This is a genomic window from Pseudomonas sp. NPDC089547, assembly GCF_050280665.1.
Taxonomy (GTDB): domain Bacteria; phylum Pseudomonadota; class Gammaproteobacteria; order Pseudomonadales; family Pseudomonadaceae; genus Aquipseudomonas.
The window spans coordinates 1-21,227 of sequence record NZ_JBNNVS010000040.1 but is presented as its reverse complement, the minus strand read 5'-3'; the positions used below and the strand labels follow the sequence as shown (position 1 = coordinate 21,227).

Here is a 21,227-nt window from a genome sequence, read left to right as displayed (position 1 = left end):
CCCCATGTCCCTGATCATCACCGACGATTGCATCAACTGCGACGTCTGCGAACCCGAGTGCCCGAACGAGGCCATCTCCCAAGGCGAAGAGATCTACGTGATCGACCCTAACCTGTGCACCCAGTGCGTAGGTCACTACGACGAGCCGCAGTGCCAGCAAGTCTGCCCGGTCGACTGCATCCCACTGGATGAAGCGCACCCAGAGACCGAAGAACAGCTGATGGCCAAGTACCGCCGCATTACCGGCAAGGACTGACCCTTCAGGCCTGCGCGGTCCCTGTAGGAGCGGCCTTGTGTCGCGATGGGGTGCGAAGCGCCCCCAGCGGTTTCTGCGCAGAAGCTGAAATTTTGGGGGCGCTTCGCACCCCATCGCGACACAAGGCCGCTCCTACAGGGGAAAGCAGCACACCTGTGCGCTTCAGCGCTGGCAGCGCGGGCAATACACGCTCGCCCGCTGCCCCAGCTTCACCTCGCGCAGCTCCGTGCCACACACCTTGCACGGCTGCCCACCGCGCCCGTAAACGAACAATTCCTGCTGGAAGTACCCCGGCTGCCCATCGCCCCCGATAAAGTCGCGCAGTGTGGTACCGCCTTGCTCGATCGCCGCCGCCAACACCCGCTTGATCTCGATCGCCAGCTTCAGGTAGCGCCCCCGGGAAATCCCGCCCGCCTCCCGGCGCGGGTCGATGCCCGCGGCAAATAGCGCCTCGGTGGCGTAGATGTTGCCCACCCCCACCACCACTGCGTTGTCCATGATGAACGGCTTGACCGCCATCGACCGCCCGCGGGACAACTGGAACAGGCGCTCACCGTCGAACAGGTCGGTCAGCGGTTCCGGCCCCAGGCGCAGCAGCAGTTCGTGGTTCAGCGGGTCCAGGCTCCACAGCATGGCACCAAAGCGGCGCGGGTCGGTGTAGCGCAGCATCAGCCCCGACTCCAACTCGATGTCCACGTGCTCATGCTTGGCCGCCGGCAAGCCCAGCTCGACCAGCCGCAGGTTGCCCGACATGCCCAGGTGACTGATCAGCGTACCGACCTCGGCATTGATCAACAGGTACTTGGCGCGCCGCTCGACACTGACAATGCGCTGCCCCGACAGGCGCACATCCAGGTCCTCGGGGATCGGCCAGCGCAAGCGCCGGTCACGCACCACCACTCGACTGACGCGCTGGCCTTCCAGGTGGGGCGCTATACCGCGCCGGGTTGTTTCAACTTCGGGTAATTCCGGCATGTGTCAGTGCCCGCCCAGCTCGCGAATGTTCTGCTTGAGGTTTTCGAAATCGTATTCCGACAAGCCAATGTAATCGAGCACCAGCGGGCCGACCACGTTCCATTCGTGGTCAACCGCCTGGTTGCCAAGCACCCGGTAGGACGCGCAGATGTGCTCGGCCATCTTCAGGACTGCCAGCAGGTTCTTCAGCTGGCTCTGTGTGTTGCGCGAGCTCTCGTCGCGGAACACCGCCAAGGCGTTGTGGTGGTTGGCGATGGCAGCCGTAAGGTGCTCAGGCAAGCGCCAGGATTTGGCGGTGAAGTAGCCGACCACCGAATGGTTGGTGTTGAACGTATGGTTTTCGGTATCGACCACGCGGGTTTCTTCGCCGGCCTTGGCATAGGCCTCTTCCAGCACATCCATGTAGTTGGGGAAGCGCTTGAGCATCAGTGGCACGCCGCAGTCATGGAACAGGCCCAGGGTGTAGGCCTCGTCCGCGGCCTGGATGCCGGTGCGCTTGGCCAGGGTCAGGCAGGTGTTCGCCACGTCCTGAGCGGTATCCCAGAAGCGGTTGAGGGTGACGATGGTCTCGTCGCTCATCTCGCCTTTGATCGACTGGGCGTTGATCAGGTTGATGATCGAACGGCTGCCCAGCAGGTTCACCGCACGCTGGATCGAGCCAATCTTGTTGGCCAGGCCAAAGTGCGGCGAGTTGACCAGCTTGAGCAAGGCCCCCGAGAGGCCCGGGTCTTGGGAAATCAGCTTGGCGATGGTTTCCAGGTCCGGGTCAGGCATGTACTGCTCGAACTGCAGGTCGACCATGATCTGCGGTTGCGGCGGGATGGTGATGCCTTGCAAGGCTTGCTGGATCTGTTCGGCGCTGAGTTCTTGGGACATACGTGCACACTCGTTTAGGACGGGGGATTCTAACCCAGTTGGCTGTGCCAGCGCTTTGTCGTACCCCGAACCGAAGTGCAGGCCAACAGGGTATACTCCCGCTCTTTTTTCCCGGAGCGACGTCATGTCCCTGCCCAGCCTTCGCCTCAAAGCCAATGCCGACCGCCGCCTGCGCGCCGGCCACCTGTGGGTCTACAGCAACGAAGTCGACGTTACTGCGACCCCGCTGCAAGGCTTCCAGGCCGGCCAGCAGGCCGTTCTGGAGGCAGCCAACGGCAAGCCGCTGGGCATCGTCGCACTCAGCCCCAACAACCTGATCTGCGCCCGCCTGCTGTCGCGCGACATCAAGTTGCCGCTGGACAAGTCGCTGCTGGTACACCGCCTGAACGTCGCTCTGTCGCTGCGCGAGCGCCTGTTCGACCAGCCATGCTACCGCCTGGTCTATGGCGATTCCGACCTGCTGCCGGGCCTGGTGGTCGACCGCTTCTTCGACATCCTCGTGGTTCAGCTGGCCTCGGCCACCATGGAAGCGCACAAGGACGACGTGATCGCTGCCCTGGTGCAAGTGCTCAAACCAAGCGGCATCCTGTTCAAGAACGATTCCGCCGCGCGTGACGCCGAAGGCCTGCAGCGCTATGTCGAGACCGTCTACGGTGAGGTGCCGGACTGGGTGCCGCTGGAAGAGAACGGCGTCAAGTTCGAAGCCCCGGTGCGTGAAGGCCAGAAGACCGGCTGGTTCTACGACCACCGCATGAACCGCGCGCGCCTGGCGCCGTACGTTAAAGGCAAGCGTGTGCTCGACCTGTTCAGCTACATCGGTGGCTGGGGCGTGCAGGCCGGCGCGTTCGGCGCCAGCGAAGTGTTCTGCGTCGACGCCTCGGGCTTTGCCCTGGATGGCGTGGAGCGTAACGCTGCATTGAACGGCATCAGCGAGAAGCTGACCTGCATCGAGGGCGATGTATTCGAAGCCCTGCGGGAACTGAAGGCTGCTGAAGAACGCTTCGACGTGATCATTGCCGACCCACCCGCCTTCATCAAGCGCAAGAAAGACCTGAAAAACGGCGAAGCGGCCTACCGCCGCCTCAACGAACAGGCCATGCGCATGCTGAGCAAGGACGGCATCCTGGTCAGCGCCTCGTGCTCGATGCACCTGCCCGAGGACGACCTGCACAACATCCTGCTGACCAGCGCCCGCCACCTGGACCGCAACATGCAGCTGCTTGAGCGCGGCGGCCAGGGGCCGGACCACCCGGTACACCCGGCCATTGCCGAGACCCGCTACATCAAGAGCATCACCTGCCGGTTGCTGCCCAACAGCTGATCTCTGCTAAAAAGGGCCGCCAAGCGGCCCTTTCCTGCCGCAATCCCCCCGCCAACCATCCACATCTGCATTCCTTCGCCGCGCCAGCGGTGTAGAATCGGCCTATTCATCGCCAGTCATCCCCGGCGGGTTTATGAGCTCTGGCCAAGCACGCGGCGATCCCGCGCGGTCTTCGGCCTCATCCGTGCCAGTGGCAACCGGCCTGCGGCGCAAAGGACAAGAGAAGCTCACTCCCCTTTATGTGACCTGATTAAGCCGCCAGGAGTGTTTCATGCCTGATTATCGTTCCAAGACTTCCACCCAAGGCCGCAACATGGCCGGCGCCCGTGCCCTGTGGCGCGCCACCGGCATGAAGGACGAAGACTTCAAGAAACCGATCATCGCCATTGCCAACTCGTTCACCCAGTTCGTCCCGGGCCACGTGCACCTGAAGGACCTGGGCCAGCTGGTTGCCCGCGAAATCGAGCGCGCCGGTGGCGTGGCCAAGGAATTCAACACCATCGCGGTCGATGACGGCATCGCCATGGGCCACGACGGCATGCTGTACTCGCTGCCAAGCCGCGAAATCATTGCCGACGCCGTGGAGTACATGGTCAACGCCCACTGCGCCGACGCCATCGTGTGTATCTCCAACTGCGACAAGATCACCCCCGGCATGCTGATGGCCGCCCTGCGCCTGAACATCCCGGTGATCTTCGTTTCCGGCGGCCCGATGGAAGCCGGCAAGACCAAGCTGGCCAGCCACGGCCTGGACCTGGTCGACGCCATGGTCATCGCCGCCGACTCCACCGCCAGCGACGAGAAAGTCGCCGAATACGAGCGCAGCGCCTGCCCGACTTGCGGTTCGTGCTCCGGCATGTTCACCGCCAACTCGATGAACTGCCTGACCGAGGCCCTGGGCCTGGCCCTGCCGGGCAACGGTTCGACCCTGGCCACCCACGCCGACCGCGAGCAGCTGTTCCTCACCGCCGGCCGCACCATCGTCGAACTGTGCAAGCGCTACTACGGCGAGAACGACGAGTCGGTGCTGCCGCGCAGCATCGCCAACTTCAAGGCGTTCGAAAACGCCATGATGCTCGACATCGCCATGGGCGGCTCGACCAACACCATCCTGCACCTGCTGGCCGCAGCCCAGGAAGGCGAAGTGGCGTTCGACCTGCGTGACATCGACCGCCTGTCGCGCAAAGTGCCGCAGCTGTGCAAGGTGGCGCCGAACATCCAGAAGTACCACATGGAGGACGTGCACCGCGCCGGTGGCATCTTCAGCATCCTCGGCTCGCTGGCCCGTGGCGGCCTGCTGCACACGGACCTGCCGACCGTGCACAGCCGCAGCATGGAAGAAGCCATCGCCAAGTGGGACATCACCCAGACCGATGACGAGGCCGTACACACCTTCTTCAAGGCAGGCCCTGCCGGCATCCCGACCCAGACCGCGTTCAGCCAGTCGACCCGTTGGGAAACCCTGGATGACGACCGCGAGAACGGCTGCATCCGCAGCTTCGAGCACGCCTATTCGCAAGAAGGCGGCCTGGCCGTGCTGTACGGCAACATCGCCCTTGACGGCTGCGTGGTGAAAACCGCCGGTGTCGACGAGTCGATCCACGTGTTCGAAGGCACCGCAAAAATCTTCGAAAGCCAGGACAGCGCCGTGCGCGGCATCCTCGCCGACGAAGTGAAAGCCGGCGACATCGTGATCATCCGCTACGAAGGCCCTAAAGGTGGCCCGGGTATGCAGGAGATGCTGTACCCGACCTCGTACCTGAAGTCCAAAGGCCTGGGCAAGGCGTGCGCCCTGCTCACCGACGGCCGCTTCTCGGGCGGTACTTCGGGCCTGTCGATCGGCCACGCCTCGCCGGAGGCTGCTGCTGGCGGCGCTATCGGCCTGGTGCGTGACGGCGACAAGGTACTGATCGACATCCCTAACCGTTCGATCAACCTGCTGGTCAGCGATGAAGAGCTGGCTGAGCGCCGCATCGAGCAGGACAAGAAGGGCTGGAAACCAGCTGAAGTACGCCCACGCAAGGTGACCACCGCGCTGAAGGCCTATGCCCTGCTGGCGACCAGTGCCGATAAGGGTGCTGTGCGTAACAAGGCAATGCTGGAAGGGCTGTGAGGCTCTGAAAGCGTGAATGAAGAACCGGCGCTCTGAGCGCCGGTTTTTTTATGCCTGTACCGGCCTATTCGCGGGCTCGCCCGCTCCCACAGGGACTGCATAGCATCTGAAACTTGTACAATTCCTGTGGGAGCGGGCGAGCCCGCGGAGAGGCCAGCAAAGGCAACACAAGGCTTACTGAATCTGCTCCGGCGTCACGATCACCCAGTTCTTGTCCGCCGTCACCGGCAACCCTTCCCTGGCCTGCGCCGCCGCATTTCTGGCAATCATCCCGTTCAGCTGGTCCATGTACTTGGCCTTGCGGTTTATCCACAGGTGGATACCACCTTTACCTACATCCACCCCATGAAACTGCATGTAGCCATCACTGGTCGGCGTGTCGCCACCCACCAGCACCGGCTTCTTCCACTCATCGATATAGGTCAGGATCGCCGCTTGCTTACCCGCCATCCAGGTGGCCGGGGTCCACAGGTACGGCGTCAGCTCCAGCCCTTCGTTGGCCTTGGCGTCATAGTGCCCGGCACTGATCTGCTTGCGCGCGGTGGTCAACTGGCCATTGGCGCGATCCTTGAGCAGCAGGCTCACGCCAATCACATTCTGCGGCTTCACGTTGTAGCCGTACTTGGGGTCCGAAGCGACCATGCGCACCAACTCTTCGGAGGCGGCGGATATCACGTACACCTCGATGCCGTTCTCCATCAGCTTGTTGTACAGCTCGGCCTGGCCCTTGAAGACCTTGGGCGGCTGCACCTCGATGGCCTTTACCTGATCCCCTTCATAATACGTGCTGGGGATCGGCTTGGTGGAAGCCATCAGCTCATCCACCTGCACCTTCAGGGTAAAGCCCGAGAACACCTGGGCTACCCACGGGTAGCAGACCATGTCGTCGACTTCACACAACCGGTAGTAGTAGCTGAACAGGCTTTCCTTGTGCTCGGCGGTGTCCTTGAACGGCATCAGCTTCAACGACGGGTCGAGCTTTTCCCGGCTCAGCAGCCCTTTGTTTTCCATGAACGGCAGCAAGGCCTCTTCAAGGTCGTAGCGGTAACTGGTGTTGTCCATGTCGAACACCGCGTAGTTACCCTTGTTGGCATTGGCAGCGATCATGCTGTCGAGCTGTTTGGCCGCTTCGGCAGGCCAGTGCTTGAGCTCGGTGGCGAAGGTTTCGATACTGAACAGCAGGGACAGGCCGATGGCGGCGGCTTTCACAGCGACTCTCATGTACGAATCTCCTGAAATGACCCGGAAACGCTAGTGCAACAATCCCTGCCGGCGGCCGTCGATAGCGACCTCCATGCAGCAGTAAACGCCGTGTTCATTGCAATCTGCGACAAGTCGTTATTCCATAAACGACTATGCAAATTCCATTTGGGTATAAATTCGTTTGTTTTCAGCCTGTTAGCATTTCCGTTCGCAATCGCTCACAGAGGCGATGCCACTTCTGCTTTTTTCTGCTGGAGCTTCAATGAACCTGCCGCTGTCACTTAACCTGCTGGCGTTCCTGGCCCTGTTGCTGGGCCTGGCACAAACCCGCCGCACCGACTGGAGCCTGGCCAAGAAGGTACTGCTGGGCCTGGTGCTGGGCGTGGTCTTCGGCCTGGTCCTGCACACCGCCTATGGCGCTGGCCACCCGGTGCTCAAGGCCACCATCAGCTGGCTCGACCTGGTCGGCAACGGCTACGTCGGCCTGTTGCAAATGATCGTCATGCCACTGATCTTCGCCTCGATCCTCAGTGCCGTGGCGCGCCTGCACAATGCCTCGTCACTGGGCCGCATCAGCGTGCTGAGCATCGGCACCCTGCTGCTGACCACGGCCATTGCCGCGCTGATCGGCATCGTGCTGACCAACCTGTTCGGCCTCAGCGCCGAAGGCCTGGTGGCCGGCGCCCAGGAAAGCGCGCGCATGCAGGTTATTCACAGCGACTACGCGGGCAAGGTCGCCGACCTCAACATCCCGCAGCTGCTGCTGTCGTTTATCCCCAGCAACCCGGTAGGCGACCTGGCACGGGCCAAGCCGACCTCGATCATCAGCGTGGTGATCTTCGCCGTGTTCCTCGGCCTGGCCGCGTTGCAGCTGATCAAGGACGATGCCGAGAAAGGCGAGCGCGCGCTGTCGGCAATCGACACCCTGCAAGCCTGGGTGATGCGCCTGGTGCGGGTGGTGATGAAGCTGACCCCATATGGCGTGCTGGCCCTGATGACCAAGGTGGTCGCCAGCTCGAACATGGAAGACATCCTCAAGCTGGGCAGCTTCGTGGTGGTGTCGTACCTGGGCCTGGCACTGATGTTCGTGGTGCATGCCGTCATCCTGGCCGCCACTGGCGTGAGCCCGCTGCGCTTCTTCCGCAAGGTATGGCCGGTGCTGACCTTTGCCTTCACCAGCCGCTCCAGCGCGGCCAGCATCCCGCTGAACATCGAAGCGCAAACCCGCCGCCTGGGCGTGCCGCAGTCGATTGCCAGCTTCAGCGCCTCGTTCGGTACCACCATTGGCCAGAACGGCTGCGCCGGGCTCTACCCTGCCATGCTGGCGGTGATGGTCGCGCCAGCGGTGGGCATCGATACCTTCGACCCGCTGTGGATCGCCACCCTGGTGGCCATCGTCACCCTGAGTTCGGCAGGGGTTGCCGGGGTGGGCGGCGGTGCCACCTTCGCCGCGCTGATCGTGCTGCCGGCCATGGGCTTGCCGGTGGAGCTGGTGGCCTTGCTGATCTCGGTGGAACCGCTGATCGACATGGGGCGTACGGCGCTGAACGTGAACGGTTCGATGACGGCGGGTGTGGTGACCAGCCAGTTGTTGAAAGAGACCGACAAGGATGTGCTGGCGGGCGATGAGCATGCCGAGCTGAGCCATACCTGACAGATAGCCGGGGGCGCTTCGCGCCCCTATCGCGACACAAGGCCGCTCCTACAGGGGTTATGCGTTCCCTTGTAGGAGCGGCCTTGTGTCGCGATTGGGCCGCAAAGCGGCCCCGGCATTCTCAAGTCAATAACTGGCCCGCAAGCTCAACGTCAGGTTCCGCGGCTCGCCATAGAAGTTCGACCCCCACGCACTGTCCACCCGCTCGTAATACTTGCGATCGAACAGGTTATTGGCCGTCAGCGTCGTGGTCAGGTGCTTGTTGAAGCGGTACCCCACCTGCGCGGTCGCCACGCCATAGCCACCCTGCACAAAGTCCACGCCATTGCGCATGTAGTAGGTCTCGCTGACCACCCGCACCCCGCCCCCTACGCTTACGCCCTGCAACGGCCCATCGTTGAACTCGTAGCGTGTCCACAGGTTGAAGTTGTGCTTGGGCGTAATGGTGATGCCCTGGTAGTCCTCATTGCTCATCGACTTGAGCATGGTGAAGGCGTAACCGGTACTGATGCTCCAGTTATCGGTCAGGTTGCCGGAAAGCTCGGTTTCCCAGCCCTGGCTACGCACCTTGCCCTGTGCCTCGTTGTACGTCGTCTGGCCCACCAGCTGCGCACGGTTTTCGTCATAGATGCGGAACACTGCCACGCTGCCGTTCAGGCGCCCATCGAAGAACTCACGCTTCAGGCCCAGTTCATACTGCTTGCCCTTGCGCGGGTCGATCGGCACGCCATCCTTGTCCACCTCCGTCTGCGGCTTGAAGATACTGGTGTAGCTGGCGTAGGCCGACAGTTCCGGCGTCAGCTTGGCCACCAGCGCACCGTAGGGGATGAACTTGTGGTTGATGTTGGTCTCGGAGCTGTTGAACTGGTTGAAGAACGGGTTGGCGTTGCGCGCCTCGCTGTCGAACCAGGTCAGGCGGCCGCCGGCGATCACGTCCAGCCAGTCGGTGGCACTGATCTTGGCCCGGGTATAGGCCCCGTACTGGTTGGACTTCGACCAGTTGCCATTGGGCATGTCGTAGTCCTGCCTGGGAATAGTGATACTGCCCGGGTCGAAAACGTTGATTGGGAAGTAATCCCCGCCACCGTAGGTAAAGTCCTTGTCCAGATGCTGGTATTCGGCACCCACCGTAAACTCATGGCTACGCCCGAAGGCCTCCACCGGCAGGGTGACAAAGCTGTCCAGGCCCACTGATTTGATATGCGTGTAGTAGGAATAGGCTAACGCCCAACTGTCGCCGGTTTCCGGATCAACAGAATCGTCGGTCCAGGTAAAGTTGCGGGTCGGCGTTTCCGCATCGCGGTAGGTCAGCGAAGTCTTGAACTGGCCACCGTTGTCCAGTGTATGGTCAACCTCGAAGAAGCTTTCCCACAGGCGCTCGTCCAACTCGTTCCATTTGGCATCAACGAAGGTCGAACGGCTGACGTCCAGCAGCTTACCGTCGGCATAAGCTGGCAGGCCGAAGGCTGGCGTGGAATTGTTGCGTTGGTAGGTGCCACCCAAAGACAACGTGGTAGCCGGGGTAATGTCGTATTCCAGGCGACCGTAAACCATCGGCCGCTCGTTCTGCGCGTAGTCGACAAACGACTGGTTGTTCTCGTAGGCCGTGACAAAACGCCCACGCAGGGTGCCTTGGTCGTTCAGCGGCCCGGTAATGTCGACCGTGGAGTGATAGCGGTCCCAGCTGCCGGCCGACAGCTCGCCAGACAAACCGAACTGCCCCAGCGCCCGCTTGCGCACAAGGTTGATGGTGCCGCCCGGTTCACCCGCACCCTGGTACAAGCCGGAAGGGCCGCGCAGCACCTCGACCCGGTCGAACATGGCCAGGTCGAAGCTGGTGGCCATGTCGCCCTGCCCGGTGCGCTGGGAAACGCCGTCCACCTGCACCTGATCGACCAGGAAGCCGCGGATGTACACATCGTTCAAGTTGGAACCGGTGTTATACGACTTGATCGTCGCCCCGGTTACCTGGCGCATGGCGTCCTGCAGGCTGTTCATGTTCTGGTCGTCCAGCCGCTGACGGGTAACTACCGAGACCGACTGGGGGATGTCCTTGAGCTTCTGCTCGCCCTTGCCGATGGTCAGCGCGCTGGTGGTGTAGGAATGCGTACCTTCGGTGGTGGTACCCAACTGGCGGCTGTCGATCTTGATCGCGCCCAGTTGCAGCGAGGCATCGTCGTCACTGCCACGCCGTTCCAGGGTTACGCTGTCGGCGTCAATATACGTGGCACTGAGGCCGGTGCCCTCCAGCAGGCGTACCAGCGCCTGGGCCTGTGGATAACTGCCACTCACGCCCGGCGAACGCAGCCCTTGGGTGAACTCCCCCGGCACCAGCACCTGAAGCCGCGTCACCGCACTGAAGGCCGCCAGCGCCGAATCCAGCGGCTGTGCCGGGATCTCGAAACGGTAGGCCTGAGCCTGGGTCGCGGCACTGGCGTGCAGCGGCACGGCCAATGTGCCGCAGGCAAGTGCAACGGCCAGCCCAAGCGCAGTGCGCGTGGCGATGATCTTCATGTGGTGAGGCTCCCCGAATTCGTCCTGATGATCGACGGCGCGGCACTGTCTGAGAGTGCTTATTATTTGCGCCTACCCAATCAAGGACGTCGGCTCGGCTGGAATCCCCGAAAAATTTTTGAAAATCTTCGCTCAACCTTCACGCAGGATGCGCAACCACGGCGTGTACTGCTCGGCGCGCAACCCCAAGGTATGCGTCAGCGCCTTGAGCACGGCATCGGGCTTGTCGATCTCGAACACGCCAGACACCTTGCGCTGGCGCAGGCCCTCGCCCAGCAGCACCGTCTGGCCCGGCCAATAGCGGTTCAACTCGGCAACCACCTCGGCCAGCGGTTGCTGGCTGAACACCAGCTGCCGCTGCCGCCAGGCAAAAGCACTGGCCTGGTCGAACGGGTGCAAGGCAGCCAGCGAGCCCGCCGCATACTCCACGGCCTGCCCCGGCCCAAGGAACACGCCCGGGCCACTGCCAGCGTTGACTTCGACCCTGCCCTGCCCGACCTTGACGCGGGTCTGGCCAGCGTCACTGGCCACGCTGAAGTGGGTACCGACCACCCGCACCCAACCCTCACCGGCATTCACCACGAACGGCCGGGCGGGGTCGCGCGCCACATCGAACCAGGCCTCGCCGCGCAACAGCCGCACCCGCCGCTCGCCCTGCGCCAGGGTTACCTGAAGCGCCGTGTCGGTGTTCAGTTGCACCTGTGAGCCATCGTCAAGGCGCACACTGCGCGACTCACCGGTGGCGGTTGCATAGTCGGCGCGCCAGCGGTCGACATACGGCGTCTGGCCAACCAGCGAGCCCAGCAACAGGGCCGCAGCTACGCCCTGCGCAACCTTGCGCCAGCTACGCCGGGCAGGCTTGCGCCACTGTTGGCGCTGCTGTTCACGCAGCTGAGCCGCGGGTGCCTGCAAAGCGCCCAGCAACAGGATCACTTCATCCCAGGCCTGCATTTGCGCAGCCCCGGCCACCTTCCAGGCAGCGAATGCCGCTTGCTCCTCAGGCGTGACATCGTCGGCCTGCAAGCGGTAATACCAGGCTGTGGCTTCGGCGAACATCTGCTCGCTGTCGGGCGTTTCGCTCATGGGGGTATCTGAAATTCCAGGGTTCATGGCCGCGGTACCCTCACCTGGCCGGCCAGTTGCCGCTTGATGAAGGCGCGGCAGTCCAGCAGTGCCCGGCGCAGCTGGTATTCGACGCTGCGCGGGGTAACGTTCATGCGTTCACCGATTTCCCGGTAGCTGCAGCCGTCGACATGGTAAAGCAGGAAGATATGCCGGGTCGCCTCGGGCAACGATTCGATCGCGGCCTGCATCAAGGCGTGCTGCTGCTGGTCGAACAGTTGTTCTTCGGCGCCGGGGTCGTCGCTGGCCAGCTCTTCGCTCGGCTCGCCAGCATCCAGGCGCTCGCGACGAATCATTTGCCGCTGGTGATCGCGCACCAGGTTACTGGCAATGGTGAAGAGAAAGGCCGGCAGGTTGTCGATCTGCTTGTCGGCAGGCAGCCGCGCCAGGCGCAGGAACGACTCCTGGGTCAGGTCAGCGGCTACCTGAGCATTGCCGGTACGCCGTGCGACGAAGGCCTCCAGCGCTTTCTTCTGCTCGGTGAACAGCCGGGCGATCTGCTTGTTCCATGAAGACACGGCACGCCTCGGCTGCAAGTCTCAAGAGGTGCGCACGCTAGCAGAAGATGAGATGTATTCGCAATTGGTACTGGATGGGCTCCGCTATACTACTCACCGGACTTTGCGAATATCCCGAGAGAAAGGAACCATCATGCAGCCGCACGACATTACCCAGGCCGAAGCCGAAAAGATTCGGGTTGAGGTCGCCAAGCTCCACGTCGAGGTGGACAAGCTGATGGCAGATACCCGCAAGGCGCATGCTGAGCCCATCAGAATGACCCGCGAAATTTTTTGGTACCCGGTTGCGATTGCAGCCGGGATTGTCACGACGGTGGCCACTGTCACCGCCGTGATCATCAAGCTACTCACCTGAGCACCACCGCCCATGTGCGACCAATTACCTTGCGCTGCTTGCTCTGGCCCTATCGCCGGCAAGCCAGCTCCCACAAGATCACCACAAGCCTAGATACCTGTGCAGTACCTGTGGGAGCTGGCTTGCCGGCGATGGGCTGCAAAGCAGCCCCGGCATTCTCAAACCCTGTCCCAAACCTCGAAGTGATACGCAGGCTTGCCTTCCTCAACCTGCGCCTCACTCGAAACCAGCGTCCACTGCCCCGCATCAAACGCCGGGAACCACGCATCCCCTTGCGGCGCCAACTCCACGCGCGTCAGGTACATGCGGCTGACCAGTCCCTTCTCCAGCGCCTGCCCATACAGCTGCGCCCCGCCAATCAGCATCAGCTCATCGACGCCTTTCTCCCGCGCCCACTGCTCGGCGCGCACCAGCGCCTCTTCCAGCGAGCCGAAGACCTCGGCGCCCTCCAGTTGCAGCCCAGCCTGGCGGCTGACCACGATGTTCAGCCGCCCTGGCAGCGGCCTGCCCAGCGAGTCCCAGGTCTTGCGCCCCATGATGATCGGCTTGCCCAGGGTGGTGGCCTTGAAGTACTTGAAATCCCCCGGCAGATGCCAGGGCATGGAGTTGTCGATGCCGATCACGCGGTTCTCGGCGTGAGCCGCGATCAGGCTGAGGGGGAGTGATGTATTCATGCCAGCGAGGATAGCACCGGGCGTGTGGGTTATGCTTCTGCCCTGACCTGTGCAATGGAAGAGCTTGTGACCGAACCGACTCCACTGGACAAACGCTGGCTCACCGAAGCGGTACGCCTGCGTGAAGAACATGCCGGCCCATTGGAAGACCAGGAGGCCAACCGCCGCGCCCGCCAACAAGGCGGCGACCTGGCGGCCCGCATCGAAACCCGTGCGCTGTGCCTGGCTGAACGCGACGGCATGACCACCGCCCTGCACCACTGGAAGCAGGGCGCACGCCTGGCGCTACTGGCCTTGCTGCTGATGGCGGTACTCAGCGGCGCCGGCCTGGCGCTGGCTGCCCTGGGCGACGGGCAGCGCCCGGTGAATGTGTTCTGGGCGCTGGGCAGCCTGCTCGGGCTGAACCTGCTGATGCTGCTGGGCTGGGCCATCGGTTTTACCCTGAGTGGCGAGCATGGCGCAGGGCTGGGGCGCCTGTGGCTGTGGCTGAGCGAACGCTTTGCCCGTGACGCCAAGGCCGCACACCTGGCGCCAGCACTGCTGGTGCTGCTGCAACGCCAGCGCCTCAACCGCTGGCTGCTCGGCCTGCTGGTGCACGGCCTGTGGCTGTTGGCGATGCTCACCGCGCTGGGCATGCTGCTGGCCTTGTTGGCCACTCGCCGCTACGGCTTTGTCTGGGAAACCACCCTGCTTGCCGCCGACCCGTTCATCCACCTGACCCAGGCACTGGGCGCCCTGCCCTCGCTGCTGGGCTTTGCCGTACCCGACGAGGCCATGATCCGCGCCAGCGGCGACACCTTGCCGGCCCTGGAACTGGCCCGCCAGGCCTGGGCCAGCTGGCTGCTCGGCGTGGTGCTGGTGTACGGCCTGCTGCCGCGCCTGCTGCTGGCCGGGTTATGCCTGTGGCGCTGGCGCCAGGGCCGCGAGCGCCTGTCGCTGGACCTGAGCCTGCCCGGCTACGCGCACCTGCGTGATGCGCTGATGCCTCGCAGCGAACGCATCGGCGTGCAGGACGCCGCCCCCGAAGCCTTGCCGCAGTTTGCCGCCGGGCAGCTGGAAAGCGGCAGCAGCGGTGCCTTGCTGGTCGGCCTGGAACTGGACGACCAGCGCCCCTGGCCGCCCACCCTGCCGAAAAGCGTGATCGATGCCGGCGTGCTCGACAGCCGCGAGTCGCGCAACCGCCTGCTCGAACAACTCAGCCGCTTTCCGCCGGCACGCCTGGCCGTCGCCTGCGACCCACGGCGCTCGCCAGACCGCGGCAGCCTGGCACTGCTGGCCGAACTGGCGCGCAATGCTGGCGCGACCCGAATCTGGCTATTGCAGGCCGCGCCGGGTCAGGCCCTCGATGCACAACGCCTGGGCGACTGGCACGAAGCCCTCGACCGCCTTGGCCTGGCGCACGCCGATACCTCGCCTTTGACCTGGCTGGAGCATGGCCATGACTGAGCCGCTGAAACTGGCCGTGGTCGGCCACACCAACGTCGGCAAGACCTCGCTGCTGCGCACCCTCACCCGTGACGTCGGGTTCGGCGAAGTGTCCCACCGCCCCAGCACCACCCGCCATGTCGAGGGGGCGCGCCTGTCGGTAGACGGCGAACCCTTGCTGGAGCTGTACGACACGCCGGGCCTTGAAGATGCCATTGCCCTGCTCGACTACCTTGAACGCCTGGAGCGCCCGGGCGAACGCCTGGACGGCCCGGCCCGCCTGGAGCGGTTTCTGCAGGGCAGCGAGGCACGCCAGCGGTTCGAGCAGGAGGCCAAGGTGCTGCGCCAGTTGCTGGCCAGCGACGCCGGCCTGTACGTGATCGACGCACGCGAGCCGGTGCTGGCCAAATACCGTGACGAACTGGAAGTGCTGGCCAGCTGCGGCAAGCCGCTGCTACCGGTGCTCAACTTTGTCGCCAGCCACCAGCACCGTGAGCCGCAATGGCGTGAAGCCCTTGCCCGCCTTGGGCTTCACGCGTTGGTGCGGTTCGACAGCGTGGCCCCGCCAGAGGATGGCGAACGCCGTTTGTACGAAAGCCTGGCCCTGCTGCTGGAAGACGCCCGCCCAGCCTTGCAACGGCTGATCGACGACCAGCAGGCGCAGCGTCTGGCTCGCCAACACAGCGGCAAGCGGTTGATTGCCGAGCTGCTACTGGACTGCGCCGCGTGCCGGCGTAGCGTGGAGGCTGTGCCGGCTGCCGAAGCCAAGGCCATCGAGGCCTTGCGCCAGGACGTGCGCCAGCGTGAACAGCGCTGCGTCGAGGCGCTGCTCAAGCTGTATGCCTTCCGCCGCGAAGATGCCCATGCCAGCGACCTGCCGCTGCTCGATGGCCGCTGGGGCGATGACCTGTTCAACCCCGAGACGTTGAAGCTGTTGGGCGTACGCCTGGGCAGCGGCGTGGCGGCCGGGGCTGCGGCAGGTGCCGGGGTCGACCTGCTGGTTGGCGGGCTCACCCTGGGTGCGGCGGCGCTGGCCGGGGCAATTGCCGGTGGCGCGCTACAGACGGCACGCAACTATGGGTCGCGATTGATGGGCAAGCTCAAAGGCAAACGCGAGCTGACCGTGGACGACACGGTGCTGCGGTTGCTGGCTTTGCGTCAGCAGCAATTGATGGTGGCGCTGGATAGCCGCGGGCATGCGGCGCAGGACCGCATCAGGTTGGGTGAGCTGGATGAGAAGGCCTGGCGCGAGGGCAAGTTGCCAGAGGCCCTGGTGAAGGCGCGGGCGCATCCGCAGTGGTCCACGCTCAATCCTGGGGCGAAGCTGAATCAGGCTGAGCGGCAGGAACAGCTGGAGGCGCTGGTTTCACAATTCTGAGCGGGCAGGTCTGGCCTATTCGCGGGCACGCCCGCTCCCACAGGATCTCCACTGCCTTCGAAACCTGTGCAGTACCTGTGGGAGCTGGCTTGCCGGCGATAGGGCCAGTACTGCAAACCAAAATTTCAGAGCAAAGCCAAAGCCTTCCGCCTCAACCCATCCAGATCCACCACCGGCACCCCAACCTCCTTGGCCAACTCATCCCACTCCCGCATCCGCAAACTCACCTCGAACAGCGGATCCCGCTCGAACGCATCCGCCTGCGCCTCACTCATCACGCCCCCCTGATATTCCAACGTCCGCCGGCTCGCCTCGCTCAACTGCTGGTAATACCCCGGCCGGCGCAACGTCAGGTAGCGCTTGGCCTCCACGTGATACTGCACCAGCCGCGCCATGCGTTCGCCAAAACCGCAACGGCGCAGGTACTCGGCACCGATGCGTTCGTGGCTGACCACGCCATACCCACCCATGCTGGCATCACCGCCACACAGGTGGCCGATGTCGTGGAAGAACGCCGCCAGCACCACTTCATCGTCGAAGCCTTCGGCCATGGCCAGTTGCGCGGCCTGGGACATGTGTTCGATCTGGGTGATGGCTTCGCCGATGTAGTCGTCGCTGCCATGGCGGTCGTACAGGGCGAAGGTACTGTCGATAATCTCGGCAGGGGTGGGCATTCAAGTCTTCTCCTGGCTTGATTCAGTGATGGCTTCTTCGCGGGCTCGCCCGCTCCCACCCCCTCAGGGCCTGCGCAGTACCTGTGGGAGCGGGCGTGCCCGCGAAGAGGCCGGTACAGGTTACTGCTGGGTAACCTTCTCCGACTTGCCGTCATAGCGCTTGCGCCATTCAGCCAGAATCTCGTCACGGTTCTTCGAGGCCCAGGCAAAGTCGTTCTTGATCAGGCGCTGTTCGTAGTCCGCCGGCAACTCGGTCTGCGGCTTGGCAATGCCCGGCGCAGCCAGCACGGCGAAGTTCTCCTTGTACAGTTCCATGGCCGCCGGGCTTGCCGAGAAATCAGCCAGCCGCCTGGCCGCATCCGCCTTGGGCGAGCCCTTGATCACCGCTGTCGCCTCGATCTCCCAGCCCAAGCCTTCCTTCGGCAGCACGATATCCAGCGGCGCGCCCTGGCGCTTGAGCTGCACGGCCGGGTACTCGAACGAGATCCCGATCGGGAACTCACCCGCCGCCGCCAGCTTGCACGGCTTGGAGCCGGAGTGAACGTACTGGCCGATGTTCTGGTGCAATGCATCCATGTAAGCCCAGCCCTGCGGCTCGCCAAAGGTCTGCAACCAGGCACTCACGTCAAGGAAGCCAGTGCCCGAAGAGGCCGGGTTGGGCATGACGATCTTGCCCTTGTACTCCGGCTTGGTCAGGTCCTGCCAGCTCACCGGTTTGCTCAGGCCCTGCTTCTCGGCCTCGACGGTATTGAAGCAGATGGTCGCGGCCCACACGTCCATGCCCACCCAGGCCGGGGGGTTGGCGGCATCACGGTAGTTGCTGGAGATCTTGCCCAGGTCCTTTGGCGCGTACGCTTCCAACATGCCGTTCTGGTCGAGAACGGCCAGGCTGGACGCCGCCAGGCCCCACACGGCGTCGGCTTGCGGGCGGTCTTTTTCGGCCAGCAGCTTGGCGGTGATGATGCCGGTGGAATCGCGCACCCATTTGATCTCGATATCCGGGTTGGCCTTTTCGAAGGCCTGCTTGTAGCTCTTCAGCTGTTCGGCTTCCAGGGCGGTGTAGACCGTCAGCTGGGTGCCGGCGGCCGAGGCCTGCAGGCTGAACACGGCGCAAGTGGCAGCGGCAAGTGCAAGGTGCTTGTACATGGGTAGGTTCCTTACAGATCAGACGGTCGCGGCGCGTTGGCGCCAGGCTTGGGAGCGGCGCAGCAGGCCGCGTGAGGCTGCGGCCAGCAACAGTGAAGCGCCGGCACTGGTGAGCAGAATCAGGGTGGACATGGCAGCAGCACCGCCAACGTTGCCGGCATCGTCCATGTTCAGCACGGCAACGGCCGCCAGGATGGTGTCGGGGCTGTACAGGAAGATCGCCGCCGACACGGTGGTCATGGCCGAGACGAACAGGTAGCGGATGATGTCCAGCAGCGCCGGCAGGCAGATCGGTACGGTCACCCGCAGGAAGTGCATGTACAACGGCGCCTTCAGCGACAGCGCAGCGGCCTCGAACTCGCCGTCGAGCTGGCGCAGCGCAGTGGTTGCAGTCATCTGCGCGGTGGTCAGGTAGTGGGCGATGGTGCACACCACCAACAGCCCCATGCCGCCATACAGCACATGCAGCGGGTTGCCGTTCAGGTTGAAGAAGAATACGTAGCCAAGGCCCAGCACCAGGCCTGGCACGGCCATGGGGATGAAACTGAGCAGGCGCAGCATCTGGTTGAGCAGGCGCTGGCCCTGGGTTTTCTCCATCAGGTAAGCACCGGTGAAGATCACGATACTGCCGATCAGCGCGGTGCCGATGGCCATGGTCACGCTGTTGCGATAGGCCAGCCAGCCGCCACCGGCGGTGTCTTCGAACATGTAATGACGCAGCGACAACGACAGGTTGTACGGCCAGAAGGTGACCAGCGACGAGTACACCGCCATGCCGATCACCAGCAGCAGCGCCGCGCACACCAGCAGCACAATGGCCAGGTAGCAGGCATCACGGCCCCGCGATGGCTTGGGTTCGAACACCTGGGCACGGCCGCTCATGGCCTCGCCCTGGCGCCGCCGCAGCCAGGCATCGACCGTGAAGCTGAACAGGGCTGGCAGCAGCAGCACCATGCCGATCAACGCGCCACGACCGAACTGTTGCTGCCCGACCACAGCCTTGTACGCCTCCAGCGCCAGCACCTGATAATCACCGCCGACCACCACCGGTACACCGAAGTCGGTGATGGTCAGGGTGAACACCAGGCAAAACGCCGCGAACACCGCCTGGCGGGTGGCCGGCCAGGTGATGCTGGTGAACGCCCGGCATGGGCCGGCGCCCATGCTGGAGGCCGCGTCGAACAGGCCCGCATCGGCCAGCGACAGCGCCGACAGCAGGATCATCAGCGCATGCGGGAAGGTGTAGATGGCCTCGCCCAGCACGATACCCCAGAAGCCGTAGATGTTGTCGCTGAGCAACCCGCGCAGCAGCCCCTGGTTACCGAACAGATAGACCAGCGCAATGGCCGGCAGCATCGACGGCGCCAGCAGCGGCAGCAGCGAAATCCCCCGCCACAGGCCCTTGGCCGGGATCAGCGTACGTTGCAGGGCATAAGCGAACAGATACGCCAGCGGCACCACGATGGCCGCTACGGTGAAGGCCACCGACAGGCTGTTGCCCAGCAACCAGTGGAAGTTGTCGCTGGCAAACAGTTCGCGGGCAGCCAGCAGGCCGCCGCCCTGGCCCGCCTCACCACTGAAACCACGCCAGAAGATCGCCAGCAGCGGCATCAGCACGGCCAGCACCAGAAGGATCAGCAGCAGGCTCTTGCCACCGACGACAAACAACCGGTCACCCAGGGCGACACCCACACGCGGCGCGGTCTTGGCCTGGCTCAGCGGCAGGGACATTGGCGCGGCCATCTCAGGCAAACACCTGCAGGCTCTGCGGTGGCAGCGCCACCCAGATGTCCTGCGAGCCCAGGCGCGGCATGGCCTCGGGGGCCAGTTCGGCGAGCAGGGCATGGCCAGGCAGGGCCTTGAGCTCGAAGCTCATGCGGCAGCGGTTACCCAGGAAGGTGATCTCGCGGACCTTGGCCGGAAACAGGTTTTCTTCGTGCACCACCGGGTTGACCGTAATCGCCTCCGGGCGGCAGAACAGCCGGCCGCTGCTGGCCTGGGCCGAGCCTGGCGACAGGCGCATGTTCATGCCACCGACCTGGGCATGGCTGTCACCGCTGCGCTGGAATGGCAGCCAGTTACCCTGGCCGACAAACTCGGCGACGAACGGCGTGGCTGGCTGGTCGTAGATTTCCTGCGGGGTGGCGTACTGCTCGACCTGGCCGTTGTTCATCACGGCAATGCGGTCGGCCATCAGCATGGCCTCGTCCTGGTTGTGGGTGACCATCAAGGTGGTAATGCCCAGCTGGCGTTGCAGTTGACGCAGTTCGGTGCACAGGTGCTCGCGCACCCGGGCGTCCAGCGCCGACATGGGCTCGTCGAGCAGCAGCAGGGACGGCGCCGGTGCCAGCGCACGGGCCAGGGCCACGCGCTGCTGCTGGCCACCGGAGAGCTGGCCCGGGTACTTCTTCTCGCTGCCGGCCAGGCCTACCAGTGCGAGCATTTCGGCGACCCGTTGGCGGGCCTGCTCGCGGCCGCTGCCAGTCAGGCCGTAGGCAATGTTGGCCTCGACGGTGAGGTTGGGGAACAGCGCGTAGGACTGGAACAGGATGCCGTAGTCACGGGCCTGGGGTGGCAGTTCGGAGATATCGCGCTCGCCGATGTACAGCGTGCCGCGGTCCTGCCGTTCCAGCCCGGCGATGCAGCGCAGCAGCGTGGTCTTGCCACAGCCGGACGGGCCGAGCAGGCACACCAGCTCGCCGGCAGCGATGTCCAGCGAGACATCGTTGAGCGCCGTGAAGGCACCGAAGCGCTTGTGGATGTTGCGCACTTTCATCTGTGCGCCGGGGGTGGTGTGGATCATGGCAGGGCCTCATCGAAGAGATGGGGCCATGCTAGGAAGACTGTGCGAAGGTTCTGTGGCGTTTGGGCAAAAGCCGGTGATAGTGGTATAGGCAGATTTTGTATCTGACCCGGCAGGCTGATCCAGCCCCTGTAGGAGCGGCCTTGTGTCGCGAAAGGGCTGCGCAGCAGCCCCAGGATTTCAGCTTCGCCGCATGAATTGCCGGGGCTGCTGCGCAGCC

General features: G+C 63.9%; 18 protein-coding genes and 1 pseudogene. 7 read left to right on the top strand and 12 right to left on the bottom strand.

Going from position 1 to position 21,227, the window contains the following annotated elements; translation table 11 throughout:
* Positions 1-4 precede the first annotated feature (4 nt).
* Positions 5-256, top strand: a complete 252-nt coding sequence (locus tag ACQKPZ_RS22010; protein ID WP_016489663.1) for a YfhL family 4Fe-4S dicluster ferredoxin — start codon at positions 5-7, stop codon at positions 254-256.
* Between the two features lie 162 nt (positions 257-418).
* Here the strand turns inward: ACQKPZ_RS22010 and mutM are convergent, their stop codons facing one another.
* Both mutM and ACQKPZ_RS22000 read right to left on the bottom strand, forming a co-directional pair.
* On the bottom strand, positions 419-1,231 hold the full coding sequence (gene mutM / locus ACQKPZ_RS22005) for a bifunctional DNA-formamidopyrimidine glycosylase/DNA-(apurinic or apyrimidinic site) lyase (protein WP_046613562.1): 813 nt from the start codon (positions 1,229-1,231) through the stop codon (positions 419-421).
* Positions 1,232-1,234: 3 nt separating this feature from the next.
* Positions 1,235-2,053, bottom strand: a complete 819-nt coding sequence (locus tag ACQKPZ_RS22000; protein ID WP_391126678.1) for an HDOD domain-containing protein — start codon at positions 2,051-2,053, stop codon at positions 1,235-1,237.
* A gap of 178 nt (positions 2,054-2,231) precedes the next feature.
* On the opposite strand from ACQKPZ_RS22000, the gene ACQKPZ_RS21995 reads away from it, so the two are divergent.
* Positions 2,232-3,428 (top strand): class I SAM-dependent rRNA methyltransferase, encoded by a 1,197-nt coding sequence (locus tag ACQKPZ_RS21995; protein ID WP_391126588.1) that lies wholly within the window; start codon positions 2,232-2,234, stop codon positions 3,426-3,428.
* A 271-nt stretch (positions 3,429-3,699) separates the two neighbouring features.
* Positions 3,700-5,541: a dihydroxy-acid dehydratase gene (gene ilvD, locus ACQKPZ_RS21990; RefSeq protein WP_391126591.1), complete on the top strand. Its 1,842-nt coding sequence runs from the start codon at positions 3,700-3,702 to the stop codon at positions 5,539-5,541.
* 174 nt (positions 5,542-5,715) lie between these two features.
* On the opposite strand, the gene ACQKPZ_RS21985 is transcribed toward ilvD, so the two are convergent.
* The gene (locus ACQKPZ_RS21985) at positions 5,716-6,762 is read right to left on the bottom strand and encodes a haloacid dehalogenase-like hydrolase (RefSeq protein WP_427542140.1); all 1,047 of its coding nucleotides are present in this window, start codon (positions 6,760-6,762) and stop codon (positions 5,716-5,718) included.
* A gap of 244 nt (positions 6,763-7,006) precedes the next feature.
* Between ACQKPZ_RS21985 and ACQKPZ_RS21980 the strand changes: the two genes are divergently transcribed.
* Positions 7,007-8,398 (top strand): L-cystine transporter, encoded by a 1,392-nt coding sequence (locus ACQKPZ_RS21980; RefSeq protein ID WP_427542137.1) that lies wholly within the window; start codon positions 7,007-7,009, stop codon positions 8,396-8,398.
* Positions 8,399-8,524: 126 nt separating this feature from the next.
* Here the strand turns inward: ACQKPZ_RS21980 and ACQKPZ_RS21975 are convergent, their stop codons facing one another.
* The 3 genes from ACQKPZ_RS21975 to ACQKPZ_RS21965 form a co-directional block, all read right to left on the bottom strand.
* Complete coding sequence (locus tag ACQKPZ_RS21975; protein ID WP_427542134.1) at positions 8,525-10,912, bottom strand: TonB-dependent siderophore receptor; 2,388 nt, start codon at positions 10,910-10,912, stop codon at positions 8,525-8,527.
* 132 nt (positions 10,913-11,044) lie between these two features.
* Positions 11,045-11,995: a FecR family protein gene (locus tag ACQKPZ_RS21970; protein ID WP_427542131.1), complete on the bottom strand. Its 951-nt coding sequence runs from the start codon at positions 11,993-11,995 to the stop codon at positions 11,045-11,047.
* A gap of 23 nt (positions 11,996-12,018) precedes the next feature.
* Positions 12,019-12,552, bottom strand: coding sequence for an RNA polymerase sigma factor (locus tag ACQKPZ_RS21965; protein ID WP_427542128.1), 534 nt, complete (start codon positions 12,550-12,552; stop codon positions 12,019-12,021).
* 133 nt (positions 12,553-12,685) lie between these two features.
* On the opposite strand from ACQKPZ_RS21965, the gene ACQKPZ_RS21960 reads away from it, so the two are divergent.
* Positions 12,686-12,907: a hypothetical protein gene (locus ACQKPZ_RS21960; protein ID WP_427542125.1), complete on the top strand. Its 222-nt coding sequence runs from the start codon at positions 12,686-12,688 to the stop codon at positions 12,905-12,907.
* 158 nt (positions 12,908-13,065) lie between these two features.
* On the opposite strand, the gene ACQKPZ_RS21955 is transcribed toward ACQKPZ_RS21960, so the two are convergent.
* A complete protein-coding gene (locus ACQKPZ_RS21955; protein ID WP_427542122.1) occupies positions 13,066-13,581 on the bottom strand; it encodes a dihydrofolate reductase in 516 nt (171 codons plus the stop codon).
* 54 nt (positions 13,582-13,635) lie between these two features.
* Here ACQKPZ_RS21955 and ACQKPZ_RS21950 point away from each other — a divergent pair, with 54 nt between their 5' ends.
* Together ACQKPZ_RS21950 and ACQKPZ_RS21945 are read left to right on the top strand one after the other, a co-directional pair.
* The gene (locus ACQKPZ_RS21950; protein WP_427542119.1) at positions 13,636-15,027 is read left to right on the top strand and encodes a DUF2868 domain-containing protein; all 1,392 of its coding nucleotides are present in this window, start codon (positions 13,636-13,638) and stop codon (positions 15,025-15,027) included.
* Entirely contained in the window at positions 15,020-16,384 is a 1,365-nt protein-coding gene (locus tag ACQKPZ_RS21945; protein WP_391126614.1) for a GTPase/DUF3482 domain-containing protein, read from the top strand. Before ACQKPZ_RS21950 ends, ACQKPZ_RS21945 begins: the two co-directional genes overlap by 8 nt.
* Positions 16,385-16,509: 125 nt before the next feature.
* Here the strand turns inward: ACQKPZ_RS21945 and ACQKPZ_RS21940 are convergent, their stop codons facing one another.
* The 5 genes and pseudogenes from ACQKPZ_RS21940 to ACQKPZ_RS21920 form a co-directional block, all read right to left on the bottom strand.
* Positions 16,510-17,058, bottom strand: a complete 549-nt coding sequence (locus ACQKPZ_RS21940) for a phosphonate degradation HD-domain oxygenase (RefSeq protein ID WP_427542116.1) — start codon at positions 17,056-17,058, stop codon at positions 16,510-16,512.
* Positions 17,059-17,178: 120 nt separating this feature from the next.
* Positions 17,179-18,204, bottom strand: coding sequence for a putative 2-aminoethylphosphonate ABC transporter substrate-binding protein (locus ACQKPZ_RS21935; protein ID WP_427542113.1), 1,026 nt, complete (start codon positions 18,202-18,204; stop codon positions 17,179-17,181).
* 18 nt (positions 18,205-18,222) lie between these two features.
* A complete protein-coding gene (locus ACQKPZ_RS21930) occupies positions 18,223-19,947 on the bottom strand; it encodes a putative 2-aminoethylphosphonate ABC transporter permease subunit (protein ID WP_427542111.1) in 1,725 nt (574 codons plus the stop codon).
* Between the two features lies 1 nt (position 19,948).
* A complete protein-coding gene (locus ACQKPZ_RS21925) occupies positions 19,949-21,007 on the bottom strand; it encodes a putative 2-aminoethylphosphonate ABC transporter ATP-binding protein (RefSeq protein ID WP_427542108.1) in 1,059 nt (352 codons plus the stop codon).
* A pseudogene (locus tag ACQKPZ_RS21920) lies at positions 21,004-21,227 on the bottom strand (hypothetical protein); the annotation flags it as partial. The pseudogene ACQKPZ_RS21920 and the gene ACQKPZ_RS21925, both read right to left, overlap by 4 nt.